A 25,630-nucleotide genomic window follows, 5' to 3' on the forward strand; every position below is an offset into this window, starting at 1 on the left:
AAAGTGCCCTTCCGTAACCTTGGCGCGCCCCCCATCCCGAGCAGCCACGGGCTGCCGAGCACGTCTCCCGCGGAGCCGCCGTGAGCAGATCCATCACCACCGTCGAACACTTCATCGCCGAACAGGAGCGCGAGCACCCCGAGGCCACCGGCGCCTTCACGGACATCCTGCTCGGGATCAGCCTCGCCGCGAAGGTCATCTCCGCGGCGGTGAACCGGGCCGGCCTCATCGACATCCTCGGCGTGAGCGGCACCGAGAACGTGCACGGCGAGGCGGTGCAGAAGATGGACGACTACGCGAACGGCGTCCTGGTCGGCATTCTCGGTCGCTGCGGCAGCCTGAGCGGCATGATCTCCGAGGAGGAAGAGGGGTTCATCCACATCCCCGAATCACGGGACCCCGGGCCCTACATCATCGCCTTCGATCCCCTCGACGGCAGTTCGAACATCGACGTGAACATCTCGGTGGGGACGATCTTTTCCGTGTATCGCAAGCAGAGCGCCGGGAAGAAGGTCCGGAAGAGCGATCTGCTGCAGCCCGGATCCGCGCAGCTGGCGGCCGGTTACGTCCTCTACGGGTCATCCACGATGCTCGTGTTCACGACCGGGGCGGGGGTACACGGCTTCACGCTCGACCCGGGCATCGGGGAGTTCCTCCTCTCCTACCGGAACATGAAGATCCCCTCGCCCGGGAAGAACATCTACAGCATCAACGAAGCTTACTACGAGCGCTGGACGCGGGGGCAGCAGCGTCTCGTCGAACGCTTCCGCAGCCCCCCGGACGGCGGGGCGTCATTCTCGGCGCGCTACGTCGGCTCGATGGTGGCGGATTTTCACCGCACCCTGCTGCGCGGCGGGATCTTCATGTACCCGGGGACGAGGGACAAGCCGGAAGGGAAGCTTCGGCTCCTCTACGAGGTGTCCCCCATGGCGCTCATCTGCGAGCAGGCGGGCGGAAGGGCGAGCGATGGCCGGCGCCGCGTCCTCGACCTCGAGCCCAACGGACTGCACCAGCGCGTGCCGACGTTCATCGGCAGCCCGGAGCTGGTCGAGATGGCGGAGCGCTTCCTGGCGGAGGACTGACCCGCCGCGCAGATGCGAAGAGGGGGCCCCGGAAGGCCCCCTCTCGTAACGTAGTCAAGACCGGCTGAACCGGTCGACCCGCCAGCTACAGGGAGAGCCGCACGCCCAGCTGGAGCGCCCACCGGGACAGGATGTTGTCGATGTTCAGCACATCGCTGGCATCGGCCACGCCGTCCTCATTCTCGTCGCCCTGATAGAACCGGACGATGGGACGTCCCGTGTCGGAGTCGTAGCCGCGGAACGACAGGATCGTGGGGGCCTGGAAGGGGGCGTACCTCTGCCTTCCCCACTCCTCGTTGAAGAAGTTCCCGACGTTGATGAAGTCGAGCGTGACCTGGAGGTTATGGCTGCCGGCGCCCGGCAGGGGCAGGTCCTGGGCGATCCGCAGATCGAGGCTCCGGACCCACGGTTCGCGCGAGGAGTTCCGGTCCACGATCTGGCCCCGGAACGCGTCCAGATCAGGAACGTTGCTCACGAATGCATCCCAGGCGGCGAAGTCCAGGCAACCGCGGCAGTCCGTCTGGAAGATCGCGTCGTCGGCGTCGCCGGGCACGAAGACGAGGTCGTTGAACCTGCGGTTGTCGTTGTTCGCGTCGCCGAAGTACGTCCAACTGAAGGGTCGGCCCGCCCGCGCCTCGTAGAAGGCCGTGATCGTCGTCCCCACGTCCTCGCTCCAGGCAATGCGCTGCGAGACCGAGGCGACGATCCGGTGCTTGATCTCGAAGTCCGCCGTCCCCTCGCCCGGATCGTTGGGGTCGACGCCGACCTCGTTGTACTGGAAGTTCGAGATCGCGCGGCTGGACTGGCCGCTGTTCACGTCCGTGGCGTCGGTCCACGTGTAGGACAGACTACCGAACAGGTTCGGCAGGAAGTCGCCACCGAACCGTTTTTGCAGCTGCGTCGTGAACTGTATCTGACGGCCCTGGTTGGTGTTGTCGAGCAGGAAGACGCCGGGGGCAAACTCGGCGTCGACCCTCTCTCTGGCGAAGAACACGCGGCCATCGCTCGCCCGCCCCTCGCGGACGAGGCTCAGATCCTGGAACATGACATCGTTGACGTTCTTCGTATAGATCCCCTCGACTGTCAGCACGAGCCCGTCGCGAAGCTCCCGGTCGATGCCGACGGACGTCCGCCACGCCTGGGGAAACTTGAAGTCCGTGTCCGTGAGGTTCACCTCCGTCGTGGCCTCCTCGCGCGCGCTCGGCAGATTGTCCGGATCCCCCGTGAACGGAGGCGGAGTGCAGCCCTCCCAGACGGGGCAGTCAATGCGGATGAAGTCCATCCCGGTGTTCGAATACTGGTTCGAGAGCCACACAAACGGATTGCGGCCCGTGAAGATCCCGGTGCCGCCCCGGAGCTGGGTCGTCCGGTCTTCGTCGAGCGCGGCGTTGAAGCCGAGCCGGGGCGACCACATGACGTTCCCGCTCGGCACTTCGCTCGTGCTTCGGCCGGGGAAGGCGGCGGCGAAGTTGGGGTTCTCCAGCGGTGCGCCGGGCAGCGCCATGATGTCCGCGCGGAGGCCGAGCGTGACGTTGAAGCGGTCACTCAGCTCGATCTGGTCCTGGGCGTAGAAGCCGAACTGCATGGCGCTCCATTCGGCCCGGGGGAATCGTTCCGACAGGCGCGAGACGGAGGCTCGGTATCGGGTCGCAACCCCGTTCCGGAAGTTCTCGAGGGCGTCATCTCCCGAGAACAGCCATTCTCCGAACGCGTCCTGGATGAACAGGTTCGAGAAAGAATAGAACTCGTTGTGCGTCCCCAGGGTGATCGTGTGGTCGCCTCGGAAGAGGCTAAGGTCGTCGGTGATCTCGAACACGTCCTGGTCAAGCGCGTTCTGCTGAGAGAAGCGCTCCACGCCCAGCCTGACGCTTTCGCCGCGCGGGGCTTCGGGCGGTTCGATGGTCACCGACGGGAAGTTCGGGAAGTCCGGGTTTCGGATGTCTCGCTGACGCTGGTAAGACAGACGCAACATGTTCGAGGTGCTCGCCCCGAATCGGCTGTCCAGCTGCAGCACAGTGGAGTTGGAGACGGCACCGAACTCGTACCCCTGGCTCGGCAACCCCAATGTCGACCTGCTGCGGGAGATCCCGCGGTCCGAACTCGCGTTCACATGGTTGTGCCGCACGGTGAGATGCTGATCGTCCGACAGATTGAAGTCGAGGCGGCCGAAGAGCTTGAGATCGTCCGTTTCGCGCTGGAGTTCCTCCTCGAACATACCAGGACTATGGCGCCAGACGGCGTTGGCGATGTCGATGATCTCGTTGACCGACGCCGAATTGATGGGGATCGTAGTGGTCTGACTGCTGCCGGCGAGTCCGAGGGCCAGCGGGCGGCTCGACTGCTTGATTTCGCCGCTCGTGAAGAAGTGGATCCTGTCGCGCTGGATCGGGCCGCCCGCCCTGAATCCGGCCTGCAGTTCGCTGAACTGGCTGAGTTCGTTCTCGTCGAGGGCGCCCGTGAAACTCTCGTTGCGTCCGAAGAAGTAGCCCGAGGCGTCGAAGTCGTTCGTCCCCGAGCGCGTGATCACGTTGATCGAACCCCCCGTGAAGCCGCCCTGGCGGATGTCGAAGGGCGCGATCGCGACCTGGAACTCCTGCACCGCGTCGAGCGAGATCGGCTGCGAGTTCGCCTGGCCGCCCGGCGTGCCGCTGGCCGGGAGGCCGAACACGTCGTTCAGGATCGCGCCGTCGACGGAGATGTTGTTGAAGCGGTTGTTCTTTCCGCCGATGCTGATCCCGCCGGTGTTCTCGCTGCTCCCGATGTTCGTGCCCAGCGCCTGCGGCGTAAGGCGGGCGAAGTCCTGGATGCTGCGGGCGATCGTCGGGAGGCTCTCGATCTCGCGCGTCGTCACGGTCTGCTGGGGCCCCGTACGCCCGCTCGAGAGGATCGCGCCGCGTTCGGCCGTCACCGTGATCTCGCCCACGGCGACCGCCTGCACGCCCAAAACGAAGTCGATCCGCCGGTTGTCACCCAGAGCGAGCGTGAGCGACGCCAGCGACTCGTCCTGAAAGCCGATGAGCGAGACCGAGATCGTGTACGGTCCACCCACGCGCATGCCCGGAAGGTTGAAGCGGCCATCCTCGCGCGTGAGCGTCGAATAGGAGGTTCCGCTCGGGCCGTGCACGGCGGTAACGACGGCGCTCGGAAGGGGGGCCAGATCCTGCCCGGTCACGCGCCCGTTGACGGCCGCGGTGGTGACGCCCTGGGCGAGGGTCCCCGAGGGCAGAAAGAGGCCGCCGAATGCCGCGAAAGCGACGAGGGCCGGGCTTCTGAAGAGGGTAGCGTATTTCATGGCGTACTCCTGCTTGGTGAGGTAGAGACTCCGGGGCGTAGGCACCGGGTGTTTATCACTCCAAACGGTATGCAGCAGGATTCCCTCAAAATGTAACGATGGACGGTGTTTTTCGTAACGCCATCACGCGTCTACTCGAGGCGATGGGTACGGAAAGCTGCGGGTTCATGATGTATTGCATGGCCGGGTTGTCATTCGGGATGGCGTCGACGCCCAGCACTGCCCCGCCGGGATAGCGACCTCCCTACGTGAGGGACCTGCGAGCGGTTCCGGGGTTTGTTTCGCCTGACGGCCGGGGCTAGCGGGCCGGGGACTCGATCCAGCGGGGGTCGCGCGGAATGGGGAAGGATTGGGGCTGCGCTTCCAGGTATGAGACGAGGGCCTCGAGATCCGCGAGACCGACGGCTTCGGCGGCCTCGGCCTCCGCGAAGGTGGTGTAGCCACCGCCCCCGGTTGAGAGGAAGTCGTTGACCGTGACCTCGTAGCGGCCCTCCCGCCGAACCGGGGAGCCGTCGTCGAGCGTCACCTGCAGGATCCGCTCGCCCTCGGGGGCGGCCGGATCGTAGCGGACGGTGATCCCGCTCACATGGAGGTCCACGTCCCCGGACGACCGGACAGAATGCTCCAGTGTCCGCAGTAGCTGTGCGCCGGACATCGTGTGCCGGATCAGCATGTTGGCGAACGGCTGCAGTTCGAACAGGTCGGAGTAGCTGACGGGACCGGCGGGGAGTGGCCGCCGGATACCGCCGTTGTTCATGAGCGCGATGTCGGCGCCGCTCGCGTGCCGCTGCGCGTCGGCCACGATCCGGCCCAGAGCGAAGTCACCGTTTCGCGGGGCCGGTAGCGGCTCGGGAAGTGTCACCACGATGCGGTCGATGAGGTGCGACAGTTCGGCGGTGTAGGAGGCGACTACCTCCTCGAGGGCGGGATCCGGCGCAATTTCGTCCGCCCACACCTGTCGGATGCCGAGGCGTCGCGCGCTCACGGTCCCGTCCGCGCTCCGGTCGATCCGGCCGAGTCCATAGGCCGTCGTGTTCGAGAATGACTGGATCACGGGCACGCCGCCGACCTCGGCCTCGACCCGCGAGTGGGTGTGTCCCGTGACTGCGTAGTCGAAGCGCTCCGTCGTCGCGGCCAGCGCCTCCAGAGCCCGGCCCTCACACACATCGTCTTCGCAGAAGGCGCCTTCGTGCATGACGGCGACGACGAAATCGACCCCCGTCTCGCGCACGACGGGGATGTAGTGGTCGAGGGCGTCCGGGATGGAGCGGAACTCGAAGTCCACCACGTTCGCGGCCCGCGTGATGGTCGGGGTGGACGGCGTGACCATCCCGACGAAGCCGATGCGGACGCCGTCCTTCTCGACGATCGTCCACGGCCGGACCCAGTCGGGGTGCCGGTCGGTATCCTTCAGGTAGACGTTCGCCCCGAGCATGGCGAAGTCGGCCTCGGCGACCCGTTCGGCGAGCACATCCACGCCCCAATCGAACTCGTGGTTTCCGATCGCGACGGCGTCGTAGCCGATCCCGTTCATGGCCTCGATCGTCGAGCGGCCGTCCGTGAGGTTCGAGATCAGCGTGCCCTGCATGACGTCGCCGCCGGACACGATGAACAGGGGGCATTCGGGAGTCGAGGAGCGTTCACGGGCCACGTACGCGGCCAGGGCGGCCGACCCTCCGACGGGCCGCCCCTCCGACCAGCTCTGGACGGCGGGCAGCAGGCGTCCGTGCGTGTCGTTGGTCGAAAAGATCTGCGCACAGAGGGCGTCGCCCGACGCGGTGACGTCCGCGGATCCAGGAGATTCGCAGCCCGAGAGCCCCGCGACGGTGAGGCAGGCGAGGCAGCAGAGGGCGAGACCACGGGCCATCAGGTCCCCTGCGGGGCTTTGAGCCGCTCGATGTCGACGAGGGGCGCCGCATAGTTGCCCGTCCAGCAGGCGTCACAGAACGGCCCGTGGTCCCCGACCGCGTCGCGCATCCCCTCCATGCTGAGATAGCCCAGCGAGTCGACGCCCAGGTGCCGCCGAATCTCCTCGACCGAATGACTGGAGCCGATCAGCTCCTCGCGCGTGGGCATATCGATCCCGTAGTAGCAGGGGGAGCGCACCGGCGGCGAGGCGACCCGAAAATGCACCTCGGCTGCGCCGGCATCGCGCAGCAGCGTCACGAGACCGCAGCTCGTCGTGCCCCGGACGAGTGAATCGTCCACGACGACGATGCGTTTCCCGTCCACCAGTTCCCGCACGGGGTTGTATTTCACGCGCACCTTGAAGTCGCGTCCGGTCTGCGTCGGGTGGATGAACGTGCGCCCGACGTAGTGGTTGCGGATGAGCGCGAGTTCGAACGGCAGGCCGCTCACCTCGGAGTATCCCAGGGCGGCCGAGTTCGACGAGTCCGGCACGGCGAACACGCAATCGGCCTCGGCCGGGTGCTCGCGGGCGAGCTGCCGCCCGAACGCCCGTCGCGCCTCGTCCACGCTGCACCCCCACACGCGCGAGTCGGGGCGGGCGAAGTAGACGAGTTCGAACAGGCAGGCACTCGGCGTCTCGGGAGGCAGCGGCCGCATGGATTCGACGTGGCCGGCGCGGATCTTGAGGACTTCCCCGGGGGCCACATCGCGGACGTAGGCGGCTCCGATGATGTCCAGGGCGCAGGTCTCCGACGCGAAGACGACGGCTTCCCCGAGCCTCCCCATCACCAGCGGGCGGAACCCCCGCGCGTCTCTCGTCGCGTAGATGGTGTCGCCGATGCAGAGCAGGAGCGAGAAGGCGCCGACCACCTGCGACAGCGCATCGTCGATCTTCCCGTCCAGATCCCGGCGCCGGGAGCGGGCGATGAGGTGGACGATGACTTCGGAGTCGGAGTCCGTCTGGAAGATGGTTCCGTCTCGCGCCAGCGATCGCCGGAGCTGGTTCGCGTTGGTGAGGTTGCCGTTGTGCGCCAGGGCCAGCGGATTGTCCTCGTACTGTACGAGGAGCGGCTGGGCGTTCCGCAGGCTGGAGTCGCCCGCCGTCGAGTACCGCACGTGCCCGATCGAAATCGAGCCCTCCAGGCGACCGAGCACCTGGTCGGTGAAGACGTCGGCCACGAGTCCCATGCCCTTGTGAACTCTCGACGCCCCCTCGTCATCCACCGTGACGATCCCGGCGGACTCCTGGCCGCGGTGCTGGAGCGCGTACAACGCCAGGAACGAGAGTTCGGCCGCCGCGCCCGAGCCGCTGACCGCCACGATGCCGCACTCCTCGCGCAGCTTGTCCGGCGGCTCGCGCGTCGCGTCCCCGGTCACGTCCGTCGGGAGCTTTCTCATGAGGTGATGCCTGCCTCCTCGCTCATGCGACGCGGGATCGCCTCTTCGTAGGTCCGGGCAAGCTCCCGGACCGGCGGAGCGATCGTGTGGCCGGCGCCGGTCAGCCGGCACGGGCCGTCGGGCCCACCCACGGTGCCGACATGCGACACGGGTACGCCGTGGTGCCGCCCGTGCGCGGCGAGTTGTTCTCCCCCGCCGGGCCGGCACGTGAGCACGACGCGCGAGTGCGACTCGCCGAACCAGCGCCCCGCCGCCGACAGGTCCGCCCCGGCGGGCGCCAGGTCCAGATCGGCCGTGCAGCCGACCGGCCCCCCCGAGGCGCGGATCGCGCACTCCAGAAGCGCGACCGCAAGCCCGCCGTCGGAGCAGTCATGAGCCGAAGCGAAGGCCCCGTCCGCCGCTCCCTCGACCAGGAAGTCGACCAGAGCCGACGCCTCCTCGAGGTCCACGGCCGGCGGCAACCCGGCGACCACGCCGTGACAGGCGGCGAGGTATTCCGATCCCCCGATCTCGTCGCGGGTCGCGCCCGCCACCCAGATCTCGTCCCCCTCGCGCTGAAAGGCCGACGGGACGCAACGCTCGAGGTCCTCGATCACCCCCAGCATCCCGATGACCGGCGTGGGATAGACCGGCTGCCCGCCCGTCTCGTTGTAGAGCGAGACGTTGCCCCCCGTCACGGGCGTTCCGAGCGCTCGGCACGCCTCCCCCATCCCGCGGACCGCGCCCGACAACTGATAATACACCTCCGGCCGGAGCGGGCTCCCGAAGTTGAGGCAGTTGGTCACCGCAAGCGGCTGCGCCCCGGAGCAGGCCACGTTACGCGCGGCCTCGGCGACCGCCGCCCGTCCGCCCGTCCGCGGATCGAGCCAGGTGTGCCGTCCGTTCCCGTCGGTGGACGCGGCGAGGGCGCGCCCCGCCGCGGGCAGCCGCAGCACCGCCGCGTCGGAGCCCGGGCCCGCGAGCGTGTTTGTCTGGACCGTGGTGTCGTATTGCTCGTAGATCCAGCGGCGCGAAGCGATGACCGGCGCGTCGAGCAGCGTCCGCAGCGCCTCGTCCACATCCCCGTCCGCGGCGAAGGACCCGTAGGCCTCCAGGTCCACCGCGCGCGCTTCGGCCACCGCCGGGCTCATGACGCCCTCGCGGACATAGGTGGGGCAATCGTCCACGAGCGGCTTCACCGGGATCTCGACCCGCACCCGGCCCGCTTCCCGCACACGGAACATCCCGTCGTCCGTCACGCGCCCGATCGTCGCCGCCTGCAGGTCCCAGCGCTCCAGCACTTCGCGCACGTCCGCCTCGTGCTCCGGCTTCGCCACGAGGAGCATCCGCTCCTGCGACTCCGACAGGAGCATCTCGTACGGCGTCATCCCCTCCTCCCGCACCGGGAGGTACGCCACGTCGATGTCGATCCCCGAACCCGAGCGGGCCGCCATCTCCGTCCCGCTCGACGTCAGACCCGCGGCCCCCATGTCCTGGATCCCGACGAGGAGGTCCCGTTCGATGAGTTCCAGGCTCGCCTCGAGGAGGAGCTTCTCCGTGAACGGGTCGCCCACCTGCACCTGCGGCCGGCTGTCGAGCGCCTCCTCGTCCAGTTCCTCCGACGCGAAGGTCGCCCCGTGGATCCCGTCCCGTCCCGTGCGCGCGCCGACCGCCATCACCGGGTTCCCGACGCCCTCCGCCTCGCCCCGGATGAGTCGCTCGAGCGGCAGCACGCCGATGCACATGACGTTGATGAGCGGGTTCTTCTCGTACGCCGGATCGAAGATCGCCTCGCCGCCCACGGTGGGGACGCCGACGCAGTTCCCGTAGTCGCCGACCCCCCGTACGACTCCGTCGAAGAGATACCGCGACTGGGGCGAGTCGAGCGACCCGAAGTGGAGGCTGTCGAAGATCGCGATCGGCCGCGCCCCCATCGTGAACACGTCGCGCAGGATCCCGCCCGACCCCGTCGCAGCGCCCTGGTAGGGCTCGACCGCGGAGGGGTGGTTGTGGGACTCGATCTTGAACGCGACCCCCCAGCCCCCGCCGACATCGATGACGCCGGCGTTCTCTCCCGGACCCTGGACCACGGCGGCGCTCTCCGTGGGCAGCGTCTTCAGCAGGGGGCGCGAGTTCTTGTACCCGCAGTGCTCCGACCACATGGCGCTGAACACGCCGAGTTCGGTGAAGGTGGGCTCCCGCCCCATGAGTTCGAGGATCTGCTCCCACTCCTCCGAACTCAGGCCGTGCTCGGCCACGAGGGCGGCGCTGATGACGGGATCGCCCGGCCGGGCCTCGACGCGGTCCCGGCTCCCGGCGGCAGGGCGGCGTTCGAGCGCGAGGTCGGTCATGACGAGACCCCCGCGACCGCGCGGTCCGCCGCCGCCCGTTCCCCCTCGAGCCGCGTCCGGCCGCTCCCGGAGCCGCTCAAGGCGGAGACCGCCGCGAGCAGCGACCGGAAGACGCCGAGTCCGTCCGTATTGCCGAGGACCGCCAGCGAATGACGCTCCGGGTGCGGCATGAGCCCGAGGATGTTGCCCTCGGCGTTCGTGATCCCGGCGATGTTGCGCGCCGAGCCGTTGGGGTTCGCCGCGTCGGTCGCCTCCCCCCGGCGGTCGACGTATCGGAACACGACCCGGTCCTCCGCCTCCAGTTCATCCAGCGTCGCCGCCTCGGCCACGAACTGGCCCTCGCCGTGGGCGATCGGGATATCCAGCAGATCACCCCGGGAATAGGCCGTGGTGAAGGGCGTCCGCTCGCTTTCCACCCGGAGTCCGACATCGTGGCAGCGGAAGCGAAGGGTTCGGTTGCGGACCAGCGCGCCGGGCAGGAGGTGCGCCTCGCACAGTACCTGGAACCCGTTGCAGATCCCCAATGTGAGGCCCCCGCCGCGCGCGAAGGCGATCACCTCGCGCATGATCGGGCTGAAGCGGGCGATTGCCCCCGCCCGCAGGTAGTCGCCATACGAGAAGCCGCCCGGCAGCACGACGACGTCCGCGCCCTGGAGGTCGTTCGACTTGTGCCACAGGTAGACGGCGCTCTCGCCGAGCCCCTCGGTCACGGCCCGGTACACGTCCGCATCGCAGTTCGACCCGGGGAACCGCACGATCCCCGCCTTCATCCGTTCCCCCTCATCCGTTTCACCCCTCCCGTACGCGCACGACGTAGTCTTCGATGATCGGGTTCGCGATCAGTTGCTCGCACATCTTCTCCGTCGCGGCCTGCGCCGCCTCCGGCCCTTCCGCCTCGACCTCGAGGCGGATCAGCCTCCCGGCCCGCACCGAGCGCACGCCGTCGTAGCCCAGGTTACCGAGCGCCCGGCGGATCGTTTCCCCCGCAGGGTCGAGGATCCCCTCGCGCGGCGTGACCCGGATGTCCACGGACCAGACGCGGCTCATGCGGGCGCCTCGTACAGTTCGTGCCCCGCGATGCGCCGGAACGCCTCCAGGTAGCGCTCCGAGGTCGTGCGGATCACCTCTTCCGGCAGGGCGGGCGCGGGCGGCGTCTTGTCCCATTCCCCGTGCCCGACCATCGCCTGCAGGCGGTCGCGCACCGGCTGCTTGTCGAGCGAGGGCTGCCCGCCCCCGGTCCGGTACGAATCGGCGGGCCAGAAGCGGGACGAATCCGGCGTCATGACTTCGTCGATGAGGATGATCCGCCCGTCCGCGGCGCGCCCGAACTCGTACTTCGTGTCGGCGAGGATGATCCCGCGTTCGCGCAGCGTGTCGCGGCCCGCCGTGTAGAGCGCGAGGCTGATGTCCCGCAGTTCCGTCGCGAGTTCGGTTCCCACGATGTCGCACATCCGGGCGAAGGTGATGTTCTCGTCGTGCAGGCCCTGCTCGGCCTTCGTCGAGGGGGAGAAGACCGGGCTCGGGTATTCCTCGGACTCCCGCAGCCCCGCGGGGAGCGGTTCGCCCGCCAGCGTCCCGTGGCGGCTGTACTCCTTCCAGGCGGAGCCGGAGATGAAGCCGCGCACGACGCACTCGACGGGGAAGGGCCGCGCCTTCTCGACGAGCATGCCGCGATGGCCCCAGACGTCGATCGTGTCGGCGAGTTCCGGCGCTGCCCCGGCGATGCCCGCGGGCGTGCTGGCCACCCTGTGATTGCTCACGATGTCCGTCGTGCGGTCGAACCAGAACGCGGAGAGCTGCGTCAGCACGGCGCCCTTGTGGGGAATCGGGTTCGGGATCACGCAGTCGAAGGCGCTTATGCGGTCGCTGGCGACCATCAGGATCCGGTCGCCGAGGTCGTACATTGAGCGGACCTTCCCCTTGCGCAGCAGCGGCAGCGGCAGGTCGATGTCATGTAGCGCGGTCGGCGGGTTCGCGCCGAGCGTGGTGTGCGTCATTGGCATCCTTTCGGGGCGAAGCCGGGGTTCATACGCGGACCTCCTCGGCGGGCCGCGGCGCGTCCGCGGCCTCGAACAGGGGGTCGATGCGGGTGGTCAGGAAGCGCTCGACCTGGTCGGCGGAGCGGCCCACGAGACGGTGCGGGTCGGCGAGTTCGTCGAGTTCCTCCATATTGAGTCCGAAGTCTCCGTCGCCGGCGATGCGCGCGAAAAAGTCGTTATCCTCGGCCCCGTCGTCGAGCCGTTCGCGCGCGGAGAGCGCGTGCCCCCGCACCCGTTCGTGCAGGTCCTGACGGTCGCCGCCCCGGCGGACCCCGGCGATGAGGATCTCCTCGGTGACCATGAACGGGAGGGCCCGACCCAGCCGGCGCGCCACCACGGCCGGGTGGACGACGAGCCCCGCGCTCACGTTGCGGGCGAGGATGAGGAGCGCGTCGGCGGACAGATAGCCCTCGGGGAGCGAGATGCGCCGGTTGGCGGAGTCGTCGAGCGTGCGCTCGAACCACTGCACGGAGGCGGTCCACGAGGCGTTGAGTTCCAGCGTGCAGAGGTGTCGCGCGAGCGCGCAGATGCGTTCGCTCCGCATCGGGTTGCGCTTGTAGGGCATCGCCGACGAGCCGATCTGCCGCTTGCCGAACGGCTCCTCGATCTCGCCGAACGCCTGCAGGATCCGGATGTCGTGTCCGAAGCGCGAGGTCGAGGCGCCGATTCCCGCGAGCACGGCGAGCACCCGGTGGTCGACCTTCCGGGGGTACGTCTGCCCGATGACGTCATAGGTGCCCGCGAACCCGAACCGCCGGGCGAGCCGCTCGTTGAGCCGGTCGACCTTGCCGCCGTCCCCCTCGAACAGTTCGAGGAAGGTCGCCTCGGTCCCCGTCGTCCCCCGCGCGCCTCGGAAGCGGAGTTCCGACCGCACTGCCTCCACTTGCTCGAGATCGAAGAGCAGATCCTGGAGCCACAGGCAGGCGCGCTTCCCGATCGTCACGGGCTGGGCCGGCTGCAGGTGCGTGTAGCCGAGCGTGGGCACGCCGGCCTGCGCGCGGGCGAAGGCGGCCAGGTCATTGATCGCGCCCAGCAGCCGCTCGCGCACGATCTCCAGGCCCTGGAGGTGCTGGATCAGGCCGTGGTTGTCGCCCACGAAGGCGCTCGTCGCGCCGAGATGGATGTACTTGCGGGCCTCGGGCGCGACCTCGCCGAAATGATGCACGTGCGCCATGACGTCGTGCCGCAGTTCGCGCTCGATCTCGGCGATCCGGTCGAGGTCGATCTGCTCGCGCGCCGCGTGCATGGCCGCGATCGCCGCGTCGGGAATGTCGACGCCGAGCGCCCGCTCCTCCTCGGCGAGGGCGATCCACAGGTCGCGCCAGACGAGCGCCTGCATGCGAGGGGAGAAGATCGCCGCCATGTCGCCCGAGGCGTAGCGGTCGATGAGAGGATGTGGGTAGCGACGTTCCGCCATCAGGCGCGTTGTCCGATCCAGCGGCCTCCCGTGGCGACCTCGGTCGCCGTAAGGTCGCAGTCTAGCCCTTGACCGTCCCCCGTGAAAGTCCGGGAGGCCACCCCTTCTTCGAGAAGCCGGGTCCGACCACCGGTCGTCGTCTCAGCGGACGCGGAAGGTCCGGAGATAGCCGGTCTCGGTCCCTCGTGCGATGTACAGCCGGACCGAGCCGTCCGGCGCCCGCGCGGAGTACTCGAAGAGTTCGCCGGCTTCTTCGGCGGACCGCACCTCGTTGCGGTTGATGCTGAGGATGACGTCGCCCTCGCGGAGCCCCGTGCCGCGTCGCGCGGCGTCGCCGACCGAGACCACGAACGCCCCGAACTCGACAGCGAGGTCGCGCTCCTGGCTGACCTGCGGCGTCACCGTGATCAGTTGCAGGCCCCGTAGCACCTCGATCCGCTCGGCCCGCCCCGTGGGTATCTCGTCCAGCCGAAGCCGGGTCTGGAGTTCGCGCCCTCCCCGCAGGAGGGACACGTCCACCGTCGCGCCGACACCGGCGTCCGCGAGACCCACCTGCCAGTCGAGGTCGTGGTTGATGACGCGCCCGTTGAGGGCCAGGATCTCGTCGCCCGCCCGCAGCCCGGCCTCGGCGGCCGGCGTACCCTCGAGGACTTCCTCGACCAGCGGCCGGCCGAAGACCGACGACGCGTCCCGCCGGTCCGTGAGCACCTGCAGCCCCACCCACGGCCGGCGCACCCGTCCGAACTGACGGAGTTCGGCGGCGACCAGCAGAGCGCGGTCGATGGGGATGGCGAAGCCCAGTCCCTCGGACCCGCCGGAGACCGACAGGATCGAGCTGTTGACCCCGATGACTTCGCCGTCCGCGTTGGCCAGCGGCCCGCCCGAGTTACCCGGGTTGATCGCCGCGTCGGTCTGGATCATGTCGGCGTACAGCACCTCCCGTCCGCGCTGGGACCGTATGTCCCGGCCCAGGCCGCTCACCACGCCCGACGTCACCGTCGCCTCCGTGTTGCGTAGGGCGTAGGCCGACGGATTCCCCAGCGCGACCGTGGGTTCTCCGATGAAGAGGTCCGACGATGTGCCGAGCGGCGCCGCCGGCACGCGGTTCGGAGGGATGTGCAAGACGGCCAGGTCGGTGAGTTCGTCGGAGCCGATGAGTTCCGCCTCGAACCGCTGGCCGCTGAAGTCCACCACCTCGATCCGGTCGGCGCCGCTCACTACATGGGCGTTGGTCACGATCGTGCCCTCATTGTCGATCGCGAACCCCGATCCAAGCCCTGACTCGACCCGCGATCGGCCCCCGCGGAAGAGGAAGGGGTTGGGTCTCTCCCGCACCGTCCGCTCGGTCCGCAGGCTCACGACCGATGGGAGCACGCGGTACGCGGCGACGACCGTGGGCGTGCGCCGGGCGTCCGAGATGTCGGCCACGGATTGCGGCGCCAGCGCCGGCTCCGCCAGCGACGTCCGGGTGAACGGGTTGCGCGCGGGCTCGCTCTCGTCGACCTGGACCGGTCGCTCCCCGAGCGTCGTCACCACCGCCCCCACGCCGAGACCCGCGAAGACGAGGACGGTCGCCGCGACGAGAACGCGCACAACCGCGCGTATCGTCCTTCCGATTCGGTTCCCTTCACGCATCGACATCGATCCGTCAGCAGTTTCTGCCGCTCAACCGCACCCGACGCACTATGCAAGGGCACGATAACTGTACGCGGAACTCCCCCGAAGGGTTCACCTCCCCAGCGCCGCCGGGCAACCTGGCGGGACCAGGAGGGTCGAGCCTCCAGGAACGCCGCCAAAGAGCTACGAGTGATCTCCAGGTAGCAAGACGACGGCCGCCTTCAGGCTGCGTGGACGGGACACGGTGGCGGCCGGTACCGCTGCTGAGGCTGGCTGCGGTAAGGCTTCGCCAACTCATTGCATCTAGCTCATCAAGGAAGAGGCTTGCTCGGTACGCCGCACTCGGACGCGGGTTGAGCGAGGTCGTGCGCTTGAGGCGGGAGAATCCGGAGAGGGTGCTCTTCAACGCCGAACGGGGCGCGGTTCAGGTGCTCGACTGCGACGGGGGTGTGGTAGCGAACTTCCCTGCATCCTCCGATGTCATGCAGTTTCTCCACGCCCAGGACTAGGAGGACGATGAGCATGGGCAGAACACATCGGCCCGCACGTGTTCCAGGGCTGGCCATCGCGCTTGCGGCGGCCAGCCTTGTTCAGGGAGCCACGCCCGCTTCGGGTCAGGACTTCGTAGCCATCGAATCAGACGCCGCCTGTACCTCGTGCGCGCTTTCCCTAACACACATGGTGACCCTGGGCAGCCTGGACGATCCAAGTGTCGGATTCACGAAGTCTGTGGCGATCGATTCGTCAGGCCGTACCCTCGTCCTCGGACACGAAGTGACTCCACACGAGCTTATGATCTTCGATCCGAAGGGGGCCTTTATCCGTGTGATCGGTAGAGACGGGGAGGGCCCGGGAGAGTTCAGTTTTGTCATGACAGGTGCTTTGACGACGGGTGACTCGCTCCACCTGTTCGACGGCGAGCTTCTTCGCGAGACCGTGTTGACTCCGACGTTCGACGTTGCAAGGACTCTCCGCCTGCCACTTCGAGTACGGGAAACGGTATTCCTGGATGACGGCCGGATCGTCGTGCAATCCAGCATGGCGACTCCCGATCTCGTCGGGCACCCGATTCACTTGCTGGACCGCGAGCGAAACATCGTGAAGTCCTTCGGATCCGCGGACCAGGTGATCCGGCCCGACATGTCGATCTATCGTTTGCGACGCATCGAGAAAGCCGACGAGTCCTCCGTGTGGTCCGCGTTCGTGAACCAGTACGTGATCGAAAGCTGGAGCATCGACGGTGTAAGGTTGACTGTGCTGAGGCGGGACGTTCCGTGGTTCGAGCCGTGGCATTACAACAAGGGCCTTCGTTTAGCGAACCACCGGACGTCACCCTGGAGGCCATCAGGCAGGATCACGAGGGTCGGCTGTGGATCCTGATCAGAGTGCCCTGTGAAGACTGGGAGAATGGACTGGCTGAGGTGGACACACCCGAGGGGAGGGTCGTCGGGACTCGGGATTGGGACATCGCGTACGACACGGTAGTCGAGATCATCGATCCCCGTCTGGGTGTTCTCGTCCACTCCGAGCGCGTGGAGCCATCGCTCGTGGGTTTCACGACCATGGGGTAGGCGATCGGATACCGAGAGGGGCCGGACGGGGTCCCCTACATCGATCTGTGGCAACCCGAATTGGTGGAAGTTCCGCGCAGCCCCTGATAGCGCCCCCGGTCTTTCCGGGCCACTCGTCTGGCACGGTGAGGGCTTCACCAAAGCAGGTCGGGATCGGAGTTCCACTCGCCGGCGTAGCGGACGCCAGTGAGGTAAAGGCCTCCGGGCGGGGCGGGGAAGACAGGTCTTGATCCGGCCTCGCCCGCCAGCAGGCGCTCGAAATCGTCGAACGGGCGGCGGCCGGCCGCGATCTCTACCGACGTCCCGACCAGGTAGCGGACCATGTGGTGGAGGAAGCGGTCAGCGATGATCTCGAAGAAGGCGAACGGGGGCCGATCGAAGAGCCAGATGGCGCTCCCGACCCGGCATCGCGTCCCCCGCTCGGGCTGTCCGGCGCGGGCGAACCGCTCGAAGGACCGCTCGCCGGAGATGGCGGCGGCCAGCCGCGCGAGCGCCTCCGGGTCGAGCGGCCAGCCGGGGCTCCAGCAGCGGTCCCGCAGGAACGGACGCCTCCGCGCCCCGGCTGCGATAGCGTAGCGGTACCGGCGCGCCTCGGCGTCGAAACGCGGATGGAAGTCCGCCGCCGTCTCCCGCACTCGCCGAACCCCGATGTCATCCGGAAGGACGGCGCCGAGCGCGCGCGCCAGTTCGTCCGCATCCCAGCGTCGCGGTGCCGCGAAGGCGATCTCCTGCGCCGTCGCATGGACGCCTGCATCTGTGCGGCCGGCCAGGTCGATCCGGGTGCGCCGATCGAAGAGCCTGGAGAGCGCCGCCTCGACCTCGCGCTGGACGGTGCGCACGCCGGGCTGTAGTTGGGATCCGTGAAACGAGGTCCCATCGTACTCGATCGTGGCCAGCAAGCGGGCCGCAGACGCCGCGGAAGCAGACATGCGTGTAGACTAGCAGCTTCAGCCCGGCGGCGGGAATCGCAGCGGGGCGCTGATCAGGCGTTGCCAGGGAGGATCCAGGTGATGGACACGATCCGGCGCGTGCTTTCCGGAGAAACGCTCGATGCGGCCGCGGCCGAAGCCGCCTTCGACCGATTAATGAGCGGCGAGGCGACGCAGGCGGAGATGGCGGCGCTCCTCACCGCCCTCCGCATGCGAGGCGAGACACCCGCCGAGGTCGCGGGGGGCGTCCGGGCGCTGCGGAAGACGATGATCCCCCTCCACCTCGACGACGACCGCATCATCGACACCTGCGGCACCGGCGGGGGCACGCTGACCACCTTCAACATCTCCACCGCCGCCTCCATCGTGGCCCTCGCGGGCGGCGTCCGGATCGCCAAGCACGGCAACCGGTCGTTCACCTCGAAGTGCGGGAGCGCCGACGTGCTCGAGACGCTCGGCGTCCCCATCCAGCTCTCTCCGGAAGACGAGAAGCGGATGTTCGAGGAGACGGGGTTCGTGTTCATGTTCGCGCCGGCCCACCATCCGGCCATGCGGCATGTGGGTCCCGTCCGCGCCGCGCTCGGCGTGACCACGATCATGAACCTGCTCGGCCCGCTCGCGAACCCCGCCGGCGTGCGACGCCAGATCGTCGGCGTCGCGCACCCCGATCTGCAGCGCCTCGTCGCCGACGCCCTGCTCGAGTTGGGACACGAGCGCGCGCTCATCGTCCACGGTGAGCCGGGCATGGACGAACTGAGCCCGCTCGGTCCAACCCGTGTCTTCCAGGTGGAGGACGGCGCCCTGTCCGAGTTCGCGGTGGCTCCCTCCGACTTCGGCTGGCCGGAGTACGATCCCGGCGATCTGGCGGGTGGCGAACCGGCGGAGAACGCGGAACGGGTGCGGCGGGTCGTCGGCGGAAGCGAGGGCGGGGCGGGCCGTGCCGCCGTGGTCCTCAACGCGGCGGCCGCCTTCTGGGCCGCGGGCGCCGTCGACACGCTGGTCCAGGGCGTCGCCGCCGCCGAGCGGTCGATCGACTCCGGCGCCGCGCGCGCCTGGTTGGAGTCCCTGCGGGAGTTCCGACCGACCGCCTGATCGACCCCGGCCGGCCGGGCCATGACCATGGCGAGGAACGCGGTCTTCCCGGGGCGGGTAGACTTCCGGTAGGGGACGGGGTCGGCCGCGCTGTCGTCGTGCTCGACGCGGCGGCGGCCTCTGGATGGCGGCCCCGTCAGTGCGCTTCAAACCACTGTGGGAGGGTCGGTTCAGGGTGGTTCATGCACGCCTCCCGGAAAGTATACATAACAATGATCCGGATCCTTGCGGATATGCCCGGGGATGCGGAGCGAATAAACGCTGCAATCGGCGGCGCCGGACGGTTGCTGGACGTCGCGAGAGGATTCAATGCGGATGACGCGGACATTGACTGCCTGATCGTCGGTTGCCGACGACAGTGCCCGCGCGAGATGCTCGAACTCCTCCGGGAGATCGAGAGGAAAATGCCGTGGGTACCCGTCATCCTCTTCCAGCAGTTCCGCGAGAGCGCCACCGAGCCCGCCACGTTGAACCGGCTCCTCGGAGCGCTGGTCATCCCGCGGGCGCACCAACTCAGGGACCTCGGTCTGGACTGGAAGGCCGTGGGCGCGCGGTTGGGCCTCCATCGGAGCACTCTGAACCGGAAGGCGAGGACATGGCCCGGCTGCGCGCTCACGGAACTCGAGCGGATCGGGGCCGATCAGCTCGTGGCCGCGTTCGTCACGGAGCACGTCGGGCCTCTCTTCCCGTAACGTCTCGGAGACGCGAGGCATATGGTGGGTGAAGAAGCCCGGGCAGCTGACCCGACACCGTCGATCCGGTGACGGGAACCTCCGCCCCGACGGTTTTAGGTGGGAGGTGGGTGGCCGTCGGGACGGGTACTCTCGGGGAGTTGAGAGCGGTCCTCCGTCGTTACAGCGTCGGGAGCCCCGGGCGGGGCTCCCGACAGAAGTGGCGCGGTCCTTCCGCGGACGTCAGTAGCGGCGGATCACTCCGATCACCACGCCCTGGATCTTCACCCGCGACGGCTGGAGGTACAGCGGCGTGAGCGCGGGATTCGCGGGCTGCAGACGGATCTGCCCCGGCTCGATGTAGAACTTCTTCATGGTCGCGCTCTCACCGTCGACGAGCGCGATCACCATCTCGCCGTTGTAGGCCGTCTCCCGCGACTGGACGATCACGTAGTCACCGTCACGGATCTGTTCATTGATCATCGAATCGCCGCGCACCCGCAGCACATAGTGCTCGCTGAGGGATCCGGAGATCATGTCCTCGGGGACGGAGACCGTCTCCTGTTCCTCAATGACCTCTATGGGCTGGCCGGCCGCCACGTTGCCGTACAGGGGCAGTTCCACCGCCGCGACGCGGAGCTTCCCCTCCACGAGTTCGATGGACCGGCTCTCGTTGTAATTCTTGCGGATGTAGCCCTTCGCCTGGAGGTTCTCGAGGTGCTCGTGAACGGTCGCGAGCGAGCGGTAGCCGAAGTCCTCCGCGATCTCCTCGAAGCTCGGCGAATACCTGCGAAACCGTATGAATCCCTCGATGAAGTCCAGCATCTCGCGCTGCCGCTTCGTGAGAGCCATCGTTTCCCGTCCCGGTCCTGAGCCGCTACCTTGACCCCTTGCGGGGCACCGAACGTCCGCCGAATCTACCCGAATATGAACCGAATCGCAACCCCGGTCGACGAAGGCCCGGGAGGGTCGCCGACCCCCCGGTGGCCGTCGAGGCCGCTCCGTCGCAGCTTGGCGCCATGACACCGAATACGATCCTCGACGAGATCCTCGCCGCGAAACGCGAAGAGGTCGCCCGTCTGCAGTTGTTCCGGACTGCGATCCGCGCGCAGGCGGAGGAAGCGCCGCCCCCGCGCGGGTTCGAGTCCGCCCTGCGCAGGCCCGGCGAGGTGGCCGTGATCGCCGAGTTCAAGCGGCGTTCGCCCTCGGCCGGCGAGATCAATCCCTACGCTCAGGTGGCGGGTGTCGCGAGCGTGTACGCCGCAGGCGGCGCGTCGGCGATCTCGATCCTCACCGACGGACCCTGGTTCGGCGGCTCGCTCGACGATCTGAGATCCGCCCGGGGCGCCGTGGGCGTCCCCCTCCTCCGGAAGGACTTCACCCTCGATTCGGTCCAGCTGTACGAGGCGCGCGCCGCGGGGGCCGACGCGGTTCTGCTCATCGTCCGGGCCCTCGCCGACACCCGGCTGCGTGAACTCCTCGAGTTGAGCGGAGAGCTCGGGCTCGCCGCGCTCGTCGAGGCGCACGACGAGGAGGAGATCGACCGGGCGCTCGAGGCCGGCGCCCGCATCGTCGGCGTGAACGCCAGGGATCTCGCGACCTTCGAGGTCGATCTGGAGCGCTCGCTGCACCTGATCGCGCGGCTCCCGGCGGAAGTCGTCGCGGTCGCGGAGAGCGGCATCCGTTCGTCCGAAGACGCCGCGGCCGCGGGTCGTGCGGGGGCCGGCGCGGTCCTCGTCGGCGGCTGGTTGATGGCGGGCGATCCGGCGGCGGGCGTCGAGGCGCTGGCCGGACACCCCCGGCGTCCCCGGCGTGCCGCGATGCAGGCGGCGGGCGTCGAGGGCGCGGACGGCGGCGGCGCCTCATGACCCCGGTTCGGGTGAAGATCTGCGGCCTCCGGGAGCCGCGACACGCCGCGGTGACGTCCCGGGCCGGCGCGGACTACGTGGGCGTGGTGTTCGCCGCCCGCGTGCGGGAGGTGACGGCCGAGGAGGCGGCCGCCGTCGTGGGGGCGCTCGAGGGGGACACGCGCGCGGTGGGGGTGTTCCTGGACGCGAGCCCGGCGGAGATCCTCCGGAAGCGGGACGCCGCGGGGTTTCACATCGCGCAGCTCCACGGCGCGGAGCCACCCCGGGTCTGCGATGAGTTGCGGGCCGAGGGACTGGGCGTCTGGAAGGGGATCCGGCCCACCTCGGGCGACACCCTGATCCGCCGCTGGGACGAGTACCGGGAGGCCGCCGACGCGATCCTCGTGGAGGGATTCTCGCCGCGTGGACCCGGGGGTACCGGGTCCGCCTTCCCGCACGCGTGGCTGTCGGGACTGGACCGCGACCGCTGCGCGCTCGTCCTCGCGGGTGGGCTGGACGCTGGCAACGTGGCGCGCGCGATCGGTGAAGGGCGCCCGGACATCGTCGATGTCTCCTCGGGCGTGGAGCGGGCCCCGGGAGAGAAGTCGATCGAGAAGATCCTCGAATTCCTCGCGGCCGTCCGGGACGCGGCGAACCCCGCCCCCGCCCCCGCCGAGGCAAGATGAGCAGCCCGGCCCCCGGCTGGTTCGGCGACTTCGGCGGGCAGTTCGTGCCCGAGACGCTGATCCCGGCGCTCGACGAACTCACCGAAGCGTGGGCGGACGCCCGCGACGACCCCTCCTTCCGCCGGGACCTCGAGGAGAGCCTGGCGGACTACGTGGGCCGCCCCATGCCCCTCTACAGGGCGTCACGCATCGGCGCCGACCTCGGCCTCGAGCTGTGGCTCAAGCGGGAGGACCTCAACCACACCGGCGCCCACAAGATCAACAACACGATGGGGCAGGCGCTCCTCGCGCAGCGGATGAACAAGGCGCGGATCATCGCCGAGACGGGGGCGGGGCAGCACGGCGTGGCCACGGCCACCGCCTGTGCGGTGCTCGACTTCGAGTGCGCGGTCTACATGGGCGAGGAGGACATGCGCCGCCAGGCGCTCAACGTCGAGCGCATGGAACTGCTCGGGGCGGAGGTCATCCCGGTCTCGAGCGGGAGCCGGACCCTCAAGGACGCGACGAACGAGGCGATCCGCGACTGGGTCACGAACGTCGACACGACGCACTACATCATCGGCTCAGTCGTCGGCCCCGCGCCGTATCCGGGCCTCGTTCGCGACTTCCAGCGCGTGATCGGAGACGAGACCGTCCGGCAACTCGCGGAACGCGGGGTGGCGCCGGACGCCCTCTTCGCCTGCGTGGGCGGCGGCTCGAACGCGATCGGCATCTTCGCGCCGTTCATCGAGCGCAACCGGGAGCGGAACGCGGGCGAGCGCGTGGCACTCGTCGGCATCGAGGCGGCGGGCCACGGCCTGGAGACCGGCCGGCACTCCGCCTCGCTCACCGCGGGCGAGCCGGGCGTCCTGCACGGCAACTACAGCTATCTGCTGCAGAATGCCGACGGGCAGGTCATCCCCGCGCACTCCGTCTCGGCGGGTCTCGACTATCCCGGCGTCGGACCCGAGCACGCGTGGCTCAAGGAGACCGGCCAGGTGCGCTACGAGTCGGTGACGGACGACGAGGCGCTCGCCGCCTTCCAGGATCTGTGCCGGCTCGAGGGCCTCATCCCGGCCCTCGAGAGCGCGCACGCGCTGGCGGGTCTCCGCCGCGAGGCCGCGCGCTGGGCGGGCCGGAACGTCGTCATCTGTCTCAGCGGGCGGGGGGACAAGGATGTGGAGGAGGTCGCCCGCCTCCTCGATCCGGGCGGGGGCTCCTGAGCGTGGCCTTCATCGACTATCCGGAGCCGGCTCGGATCCCGGAAGGGGATCGCGTCCCCGACGACGACAACATCATCCGCATCCACGGCGTCCACAGCCGCGTCATCCCGCTGCACTACGATCTCTACCGGGAGCTGATGTACGGGCCGGGTCCCCTCTCCCGGATTCAACGGGAGATGATCGCGGTGACGGTTTCGGGGCTCAACGACTGTCACTACTGAATCGTCCACCACGGGGAGGGTCTCCGTCGCCTGATCGGCACCACCGGCCGCTCTCCTGAAGAGATCGAGCGGCTCGTGGCCGCCCTGGCCGCCGACCATACGGAGGCAGGGCTGGACGAGGCCGACCGGGCGATGCTGGACTACGCGGCGCGCCTCACCCGCACCCCCGGAGGGACAACGGCGACCGACATCGAGGCGCTGAAGGCGCGTGGCTTCGACGACCGCGCGATCCACGACATGTGCGCGATCGCCGGCTACTACGCGTTCGTGAATCGGATCGCCGACGGCCTCGGCGTCGAACTCGAAGACAGGAAAGGCTGACGAAATTGGCTACTCTCCCGCCGCCGGCGCCCGGGCCCGTATCCGTGCCTGTACCCATGAACCTCGACCACCTGCTGCTCGGCACGGCCGACCTCCTCGACGGCGTGCCGCGGGTGGCCGAACGGCTCGGCGTCGAGGCCGTGTTCGGCGGCCGGCACGAGAATCCGGGCACCGCGAACTACCTCCTCTCGCTCGGCCGCGACGTCTATCTCGAGATCCTCGGCCCGGACCCCGAGGCAGCCGCAGGGGGCGAGCCGCCTCCGTTCGGGATCGCGGAACTCGATGAACCGAGGCTCGTGACATGGGCCGCCCGGGCGACCGACCTCGACGCGCTCGTCGCCAGGGCCTCGGGCGTCGGCGTGTCTCTGGGGCAGGTTCGGCCCGGTTCGCGGCTCCGGCCGGACGGCACCGAACTGCGCTGGGAAGTCACGTCTCCGGGCGCGTCCCTTCACGACGGCCTCGTGCCCTTCTTCATCGACTGGGGGACGACCCCGCACCCGGCCCGCGCGACCCCGCCGGGCGGTCAGCTGATCTCGTTCCGGGCCGAACACCCGGACCCCGCCCCGTTACGATCCACGCTGTCGACGCTCTCTCTGGCACTCGAGGTGGACGAGGGGCCCGAACCCGCGCTCGTGGCGAGGATCCGCACCCTGAGCGGCGATGAGGTGGAGTTGCGCTAGAACTCCCCCGGCGCGGATTCGCAGCGGTCGCGGAAGACCCGAGCCTCAAAGTTTGGAGCAACCACACCATGAAACACGAATACCTGGCCGGCCTGGTGCTGGCGGTGCTGGTAACGGCCGGCTGCATCGATGATCCGGCCGCGCCGGAGCCGGAGCCGGAGGGGGGACCGATCACGCTCGCGGCGGCCATTGCGCAGAGCGGACGCCACGGCGAGCTGGGCAACGCAGTCGCGCGCGGATACCGCCTCGCGGTCGAGATCCTCAACGAGCGGGGCGGCGTGCGCGGACGGCCCGTCGAGCTGGTGCTTCGCGACGACGGGAGCGACCCGGAGACGAGCGCCCGGCTGTACGCCGAGTTCGCCGCCTCCGACACGATCGACGCCCTGCTGGGCCCCTACAGCAGCCCGATCACCACGACCGTCCTGGCCGTGACCGAGGCGGCCGGCATCCCGCTGGTGGCGCCGGCGGCGGCGGCGCCCGAGCTGTGGGCGGGGCGACAGAGGCAGTGGAGCGCCCAACTCCTGAACCCGGCTCCCGGCTACCTCGGGGGCTCCGTGGAAGTGGCCGCCCTGGTGGGGGCTCGCGACGTCGCCCTCGTGTGGGAGGATACCGCTTTCCCGGCGTCGGTCGCGGGAGGCGTGCGCGCAGTGGCCGCGGCGCACGGACTCGACATCGTGCTGGCCGCCTCCTACGCGGTCGGGGCCGCGGACCACGAGGCGCTCCTGGCCGCGGCCCGCGATGCGGGTGCGACGCTATTCATCGGCGGGGGATACGCCACCGACGCGATCGAGTTCACGCGAGCCGCGACCGCCGTGGGCTACCGGCCGCTCCTCATGAGCCTCCTTCTCGGCCCCGCGGAACCCACGTTCCCCGACGAGGTGGGCGAAGCGGGGCGCTGCGTCATGGGTAACGCGCCCTGGGACCCGACGATCCGCACGTCGGGTTTCATCTCGGACAGCGAGACGATGGTCCAACGCTATGAGGCGGCGTACGGAACGACACCCGGCTACCATCCGGCCGCGGGCTTCGGGGCCGTGGAACTCCTGGCGGAGGGGATCGACCAGGCGATCTCCGCCACGGGCGACGCGGACCGCAGCGCGATCCGCGACTTCCTGTTCACGGCCATGACCGAGACGGTGCTGGGCCCGTACAGCGTATACCCGCTCGGGGACCTGCAGGCCGGCGCGCAGCGCGCGCTCACGGGCCTTCAGGTCCAGTGGCAGGACGACGGGGCGGGCGGCCTCACCCGGCGCATCATCCACCCCTGGGCCGTCGCCAACGCGACCCCGTGCCTGATGCGCTGACCCCGGCGTGACCCCGGCGTGAC

Annotated in this window: 24 protein-coding genes and 1 pseudogene; 14 read left to right on the plus strand and 11 right to left on the minus strand. The window is 69.1% G+C overall.

Translation table 11 applies throughout. From position 1 onward, the window contains the following. The first annotated feature begins 80 nt into the window (after positions 1–80). On the plus strand, positions 81–1,082 hold the full coding sequence (fbp, locus tag ACOQPP_RS00525; RefSeq protein ID WP_420635614.1) for a class 1 fructose-bisphosphatase: 1,002 nt from the start codon (positions 81–83) through the stop codon (positions 1,080–1,082). 85 nt (positions 1,083–1,167) lie between these two features. Here the strand turns inward: fbp and ACOQPP_RS00530 are convergent, their stop codons facing one another. From ACOQPP_RS00530 to ACOQPP_RS00570, 9 genes are all read right to left on the minus strand, one after another. Next, the gene (locus ACOQPP_RS00530; RefSeq protein ID WP_420635615.1) at positions 1,168–4,374 is read right to left on the minus strand and encodes a TonB-dependent receptor; all 3,207 of its coding nucleotides are present in this window, start codon (positions 4,372–4,374) and stop codon (positions 1,168–1,170) included. A gap of 298 nt (positions 4,375–4,672) precedes the next feature. After that, positions 4,673–6,241 carry a bifunctional metallophosphatase/5'-nucleotidase gene (locus tag ACOQPP_RS00535; protein ID WP_420635616.1) on the minus strand — a complete coding sequence of 523 codons (1,569 nt, stop codon included), beginning with the start codon at positions 6,239–6,241 and terminating at the stop codon, positions 4,673–4,675. After that, entirely contained in the window at positions 6,241–7,680 is a 1,440-nt protein-coding gene (purF, locus tag ACOQPP_RS00540; protein WP_419163828.1) for an amidophosphoribosyltransferase, read from the minus strand. Before purF ends, ACOQPP_RS00535 begins: the two co-directional genes overlap by 1 nt. Further along, entirely contained in the window at positions 7,677–10,010 is a 2,334-nt protein-coding gene (gene purL, locus ACOQPP_RS00545) for a phosphoribosylformylglycinamidine synthase subunit PurL (RefSeq protein ID WP_420635617.1), read from the minus strand. Before purL ends, purF begins: the two co-directional genes overlap by 4 nt. Beyond that, positions 10,007–10,780, minus strand: coding sequence for a phosphoribosylformylglycinamidine synthase subunit PurQ (purQ, locus tag ACOQPP_RS00550; protein WP_420635618.1), 774 nt, complete (start codon positions 10,778–10,780; stop codon positions 10,007–10,009). Before purQ ends, purL begins: the two co-directional genes overlap by 4 nt. 19 nt (positions 10,781–10,799) lie before the next feature. Beyond that, complete coding sequence (gene purS / locus ACOQPP_RS00555) at positions 10,800–11,057, minus strand: phosphoribosylformylglycinamidine synthase subunit PurS (RefSeq protein ID WP_419163831.1); 258 nt, start codon at positions 11,055–11,057, stop codon at positions 10,800–10,802. Further along, complete coding sequence (locus ACOQPP_RS00560) at positions 11,054–12,007, minus strand: phosphoribosylaminoimidazolesuccinocarboxamide synthase (RefSeq protein ID WP_420635619.1); 954 nt, start codon at positions 12,005–12,007, stop codon at positions 11,054–11,056. The genes purS and ACOQPP_RS00560 overlap by 4 nt, the downstream gene beginning before the upstream one ends. Positions 12,008–12,035: 28 nt before the next feature. Beyond that, positions 12,036–13,466, minus strand: a complete 1,431-nt coding sequence (gene purB / locus ACOQPP_RS00565) for an adenylosuccinate lyase (protein ID WP_420635620.1) — start codon at positions 13,464–13,466, stop codon at positions 12,036–12,038. Between the two features lie 141 nt (positions 13,467–13,607). After that, entirely contained in the window at positions 13,608–15,059 is a 1,452-nt protein-coding gene (locus tag ACOQPP_RS00570; protein WP_419163834.1) for a trypsin-like peptidase domain-containing protein, read from the minus strand. A gap of 395 nt (positions 15,060–15,454) precedes the next feature. On the opposite strand from ACOQPP_RS00570, the gene ACOQPP_RS00575 reads away from it, so the two are divergent. From ACOQPP_RS00575 to ACOQPP_RS00590, 4 genes and pseudogenes are all read left to right on the plus strand, one after another. Continuing rightward, positions 15,455–15,592 carry a hypothetical protein gene (locus tag ACOQPP_RS00575; protein ID WP_420462835.1) on the plus strand — a complete coding sequence of 46 codons (138 nt, stop codon included), beginning with the start codon at positions 15,455–15,457 and terminating at the stop codon, positions 15,590–15,592. A gap of 169 nt (positions 15,593–15,761) precedes the next feature. Then, positions 15,762–15,938 (plus strand): annotated as a pseudogene (locus ACOQPP_RS00580) (6-bladed beta-propeller); the annotation flags it as partial. A 15-nt stretch (positions 15,939–15,953) separates the two neighbouring features. Further along, entirely contained in the window at positions 15,954–16,463 is a 510-nt protein-coding gene (locus ACOQPP_RS00585; protein ID WP_419163840.1) for a hypothetical protein, read from the plus strand. A gap of 41 nt (positions 16,464–16,504) precedes the next feature. Next, on the plus strand, positions 16,505–16,654 hold the full coding sequence (locus tag ACOQPP_RS00590; protein ID WP_419163836.1) for a hypothetical protein: 150 nt from the start codon (positions 16,505–16,507) through the stop codon (positions 16,652–16,654). A 134-nt stretch (positions 16,655–16,788) separates the two neighbouring features. Here the strand turns inward: ACOQPP_RS00590 and truA are convergent, their stop codons facing one another. Further along, positions 16,789–17,583: a tRNA pseudouridine(38-40) synthase TruA gene (gene truA, locus ACOQPP_RS00595; RefSeq protein ID WP_420635621.1), complete on the minus strand. Its 795-nt coding sequence runs from the start codon at positions 17,581–17,583 to the stop codon at positions 16,789–16,791. An 81-nt stretch (positions 17,584–17,664) separates the two neighbouring features. Here truA and trpD point away from each other — a divergent pair, with 81 nt between their 5' ends. After that, positions 17,665–18,675 carry an anthranilate phosphoribosyltransferase gene (trpD, locus tag ACOQPP_RS00600; RefSeq protein WP_419163839.1) on the plus strand — a complete coding sequence of 337 codons (1,011 nt, stop codon included), beginning with the start codon at positions 17,665–17,667 and terminating at the stop codon, positions 18,673–18,675. A gap of 212 nt (positions 18,676–18,887) precedes the next feature. Continuing rightward, the gene (locus tag ACOQPP_RS00605) at positions 18,888–19,367 is read left to right on the plus strand and encodes an SGNH/GDSL hydrolase family protein (RefSeq protein WP_420635622.1); all 480 of its coding nucleotides are present in this window, start codon (positions 18,888–18,890) and stop codon (positions 19,365–19,367) included. A gap of 222 nt (positions 19,368–19,589) precedes the next feature. Here the strand turns inward: ACOQPP_RS00605 and lexA are convergent, their stop codons facing one another. Next, complete coding sequence (gene lexA / locus ACOQPP_RS00610) at positions 19,590–20,198, minus strand: transcriptional repressor LexA (RefSeq protein ID WP_420635623.1); 609 nt, start codon at positions 20,196–20,198, stop codon at positions 19,590–19,592. Between the two features lie 167 nt (positions 20,199–20,365). Between lexA and trpC the strand changes: the two genes are divergently transcribed. The 7 genes from trpC to ACOQPP_RS00645 all read left to right on the plus strand — a co-directional run bounded on the left by trpC (position 20,366) and on the right by ACOQPP_RS00645 (position 25,607). Further along, entirely contained in the window at positions 20,366–21,214 is an 849-nt protein-coding gene (gene trpC / locus ACOQPP_RS00615; protein WP_420635624.1) for an indole-3-glycerol phosphate synthase TrpC, read from the plus strand. Next, positions 21,211–21,879: a phosphoribosylanthranilate isomerase gene (locus tag ACOQPP_RS00620; RefSeq protein ID WP_420635625.1), complete on the plus strand. Its 669-nt coding sequence runs from the start codon at positions 21,211–21,213 to the stop codon at positions 21,877–21,879. The genes trpC and ACOQPP_RS00620 overlap by 4 nt, the downstream gene beginning before the upstream one ends. After that, positions 21,876–23,081: a tryptophan synthase subunit beta gene (gene trpB / locus ACOQPP_RS00625; protein WP_420635626.1), complete on the plus strand. Its 1,206-nt coding sequence runs from the start codon at positions 21,876–21,878 to the stop codon at positions 23,079–23,081. Before ACOQPP_RS00620 ends, trpB begins: the two co-directional genes overlap by 4 nt. Positions 23,082–23,083: 2 nt before the next feature. Further along, positions 23,084–23,302, plus strand: a complete 219-nt coding sequence (locus tag ACOQPP_RS00630; protein WP_420635627.1) for a hypothetical protein — start codon at positions 23,084–23,086, stop codon at positions 23,300–23,302. 75 nt (positions 23,303–23,377) lie between these two features. Beyond that, a complete protein-coding gene (locus tag ACOQPP_RS00635) occupies positions 23,378–23,623 on the plus strand; it encodes a carboxymuconolactone decarboxylase family protein (RefSeq protein ID WP_420635628.1) in 246 nt (81 codons plus the stop codon). A gap of 56 nt (positions 23,624–23,679) precedes the next feature. Then, positions 23,680–24,303 (plus strand): VOC family protein, encoded by a 624-nt coding sequence (locus ACOQPP_RS00640; RefSeq protein ID WP_420635629.1) that lies wholly within the window; start codon positions 23,680–23,682, stop codon positions 24,301–24,303. 68 nt (positions 24,304–24,371) lie between these two features. Further along, the gene (locus ACOQPP_RS00645; protein ID WP_420635630.1) at positions 24,372–25,607 is read left to right on the plus strand and encodes an amino acid ABC transporter substrate-binding protein; all 1,236 of its coding nucleotides are present in this window, start codon (positions 24,372–24,374) and stop codon (positions 25,605–25,607) included. Positions 25,608–25,630 lie beyond the last annotated feature (23 nt).

It is taken from the genome of Candidatus Palauibacter sp., from assembly GCF_965222475.1.
In the GTDB taxonomy this organism is placed as follows: domain Bacteria; phylum Gemmatimonadota; class Gemmatimonadetes; order Palauibacterales; family Palauibacteraceae; genus Palauibacter.

Coding starts and splice junctions, on each gene's coding strand:
- ACOQPP_RS00530 (WP_420635615.1), bottom strand. CDS start 4,374: ATGAAATACGCTACCCTCTTCAGAAGCCCGGCCCTCGTCGCTTTCGCG.
- ACOQPP_RS00535 (WP_420635616.1), bottom strand. CDS start 6,241: ATGGCCCGTGGTCTCGCCCTCTGCTGCCTCGCCTGCCTCACCGTCGCG.
- purF (WP_419163828.1), bottom strand. CDS start 7,680: ATGAGAAAGCTCCCGACGGACGTGACCGGGGACGCGACGCGCGAGCCG.
- purL (WP_420635617.1), bottom strand. CDS start 10,010: ATGACCGACCTCGCGCTCGAACGCCGCCCTGCCGCCGGGAGCCGGGAC.
- purQ (WP_420635618.1), bottom strand. CDS start 10,780: ATGAAGGCGGGGATCGTGCGGTTCCCCGGGTCGAACTGCGATGCGGAC.
- purS (WP_419163831.1), bottom strand. CDS start 11,057: ATGAGCCGCGTCTGGTCCGTGGACATCCGGGTCACGCCGCGCGAGGGG.
- ACOQPP_RS00560 (WP_420635619.1), bottom strand. CDS start 12,007: ATGACGCACACCACGCTCGGCGCGAACCCGCCGACCGCGCTACATGAC.
- purB (WP_420635620.1), bottom strand. CDS start 13,466: ATGGCGGAACGTCGCTACCCACATCCTCTCATCGACCGCTACGCCTCG.
- ACOQPP_RS00585 (WP_419163840.1), top strand. CDS start 15,954: ATGACAGGTGCTTTGACGACGGGTGACTCGCTCCACCTGTTCGACGGC.
- truA (WP_420635621.1), bottom strand. CDS start 17,583: ATGTCTGCTTCCGCGGCGTCTGCGGCCCGCTTGCTGGCCACGATCGAG.
- trpD (WP_419163839.1), top strand. CDS start 17,665: ATGGACACGATCCGGCGCGTGCTTTCCGGAGAAACGCTCGATGCGGCC.
- ACOQPP_RS00605 (WP_420635622.1), top strand. CDS start 18,888: ATGATCCGGATCCTTGCGGATATGCCCGGGGATGCGGAGCGAATAAAC.
- lexA (WP_420635623.1), bottom strand. CDS start 20,198: ATGGCTCTCACGAAGCGGCAGCGCGAGATGCTGGACTTCATCGAGGGA.
- trpC (WP_420635624.1), top strand. CDS start 20,366: ATGACACCGAATACGATCCTCGACGAGATCCTCGCCGCGAAACGCGAA.
- ACOQPP_RS00620 (WP_420635625.1), top strand. CDS start 21,211: ATGACCCCGGTTCGGGTGAAGATCTGCGGCCTCCGGGAGCCGCGACAC.
- trpB (WP_420635626.1), top strand. CDS start 21,876: ATGAGCAGCCCGGCCCCCGGCTGGTTCGGCGACTTCGGCGGGCAGTTC.
- ACOQPP_RS00640 (WP_420635629.1), top strand. CDS start 23,680: ATGAACCTCGACCACCTGCTGCTCGGCACGGCCGACCTCCTCGACGGC.
- ACOQPP_RS00645 (WP_420635630.1), top strand. CDS start 24,372: ATGAAACACGAATACCTGGCCGGCCTGGTGCTGGCGGTGCTGGTAACG.